The organism is Komagataeibacter kakiaceti JCM 25156 (assembly GCF_000613305.1).
On record NZ_BAIO01000433.1, the window covers coordinates 1 to 2,019 of the forward strand.

Sequence of the window (2,019 nt, forward strand, 5' to 3'; positions counted from 1 at the left end):
CAGGCCGGAAGGCAAGCCCATGGCCGGGTTATGGGAGTTTCCGGGCGGCAAGGTCGAACCGGGGGAGACCCCGGAAGCCGCGCTGATACGCGAACTGGACGAGGAACTGGGCCTGGACGTGGCCCGGTCCTGCCTGGCGCCGTTTACGTTCATTTCCCATGATTACGGGCATTTCCACCTGCTCATGCCGGTCTATGTCTGCCATCGGTGGAAAAACACCCCCACCGCGCGGGAGGGGCAGACACTGGAATGGGTGCCCGCCGCGAAACTGCGTGACTACCCCATGCCCGATGCCGACCGCCCGTTGATCCCGCAGCTACAGGATCTGCTATAGGCCCCGCGCCATGGCCCCCAGCGTGACCAGTTCATCCGCCGGGAACGCGGTGGGGGCCTGCCCCGGCACTTCCACCCGCATGCTGAACAGGCCACCCGCCTGTGGCAGATGCGCCAGTTCCCCCACGGACATGTTCTTGCGCGCGGTGGTGATGTAGAGCGTGCGCAGGTCAGCCCCGCCGAAAGCCACCTTCGTCACGTTCCGGGCCGGTACGGCCACGGGCGGCAGCCGCGTGCCATCGGGGTGGAAGCGCTCGATCCGCCCCCCGTTCCAGACCCCCACCCACAGGTGCCCGCGCTGTCCGCCACCACGCCATCGGGGTAGCCATCCGCGATACGGGCGAAAACCCGCCGGTTGGACAGCGCGCCATCGGGGGCGAGGTCAAAGACGTAAATCACCCCGGCGGGGGAGTGGTTATGGTACAGCCGCGCGCCATCGGGCGAGACGGCGGGACCGTTGGTGACGATATACCCCTCGTCATGGCGCAGCACCTCCAGCCCGCCGGGCGTGCGGGTGACGGAATACAGCGCGCCCGTGGGCGTGGTTTCCCCATCATCCATGGTGCCGAACCACAACCGCCCGTTCGCATCGACACAGCCATCATTGATCCGGTTGCCCGGCTGGCCCGGCTCCACCGCCACCGCGCGCCGGAAATCACCCGATGCCGGATCGAAGCGGTACAGCCCGTCCTTCAGCCCGCACAGCAGCGTCCCGTCGCTGACCGGCACCACGAAACCGGGCCGCAGCGGCGTGGTCCATGAGGTCCGCGCGCCGGTGGCGGGATGGAAGCGGTGGATGGCGCGGCCCACGATATCGACAAAATACAGCGCCTGTTCGGATGCGGACCAGACCGGCCCCTCCCCCAGTTGCGCCTGGATGTCCCATACGCAGTGCGGTTGTGGCATTGATGCCGTATCCATGTCCTCTCCTTCCGATTGTCTGGCTGTCGTTATAGGATGGGGAGAAAACGCTCCCGCCCGCAACCTAGTGGAATGTGCTTCATGAACCCCACCGCCTGCCTGCTGGTCATTGGCAACGAGATCCTGTCCGGCCGGACACAGGACGTCAACGTGCAGTATATCGCGCGCCGCCTGTCGGAAACCGGCATTACACTGAGCGAGGTCCGGATCATACCGGACATCCGCGCCGTCATTGTCCGTAATGTGACGGATGCCCGCGCCGCCTATGACAATGTGTTCACCACCGGCGGCATCGGCCCGACGCATGACGATATTACCTCCGCCTGTGTCGCGGAATCGTTCGGCGTGCCGTGGGTGCACCACCCCGAGACCTTCCGCACGCTTGAGGCGCATTTCGCACCCGGGGAATTCAACGCCGCCCGCCAGCGCATGGCCACGATGCCGCAGGGCGCGGTCCCGATCCACAACGCGATCTCGGTGGCACCCGGCTTCAGCATGGGCAATGTGCATGTCATGGCAGGCGTGCCGCGCATCATGCGCGCGATGTTCGAGGAGGTGCTGCCCACCCTGGCCCATGGCACGCCGGTCACGTCACAGGCATGGCACGCGAACGGGCTGTACGAAGGCGCGCTGGCCGCCCGGCTTGAGGCGATACAGCATCTCTACCCCGGCATCGACATCGGCTCCTACCCCTACCGGCTGGACGAAAGCCAGCGGGGCGTGTGCCTGCTGTGCAAGGGCACGGACGCGGAAGCCGTCAGCGCC

The 2,019-nt window shown here is 66.6% G+C and carries 2 protein-coding genes and 1 pseudogene; 2 read left to right on the top strand and 1 reads right to left on the bottom strand.

Features of this window, described 5'->3' with window-relative positions; genetic code table 11:
- On the top strand, positions 1-334 hold a 334-nt coding region (locus JCM25156_RS14885; RefSeq protein WP_025813697.1), incomplete at its 5' end, for a (deoxy)nucleoside triphosphate pyrophosphohydrolase.
- On the opposite strand, the pseudogene JCM25156_RS24950 reads toward JCM25156_RS14885, so the two are convergent.
- A pseudogene (locus tag JCM25156_RS24950) lies at positions 329-1,239 on the bottom strand (SMP-30/gluconolactonase/LRE family protein). The gene JCM25156_RS14885 and the pseudogene JCM25156_RS24950 overlap by 6 nt on opposite strands.
- Before the next feature lie 96 nt (positions 1,240-1,335).
- Between JCM25156_RS24950 and JCM25156_RS14895 the strand changes: the two are divergent.
- Positions 1,336-2,019: competence/damage-inducible protein A (locus JCM25156_RS14895; RefSeq protein WP_025813699.1), on the top strand; the 684-nt coding region annotated here is incomplete at its 3' end.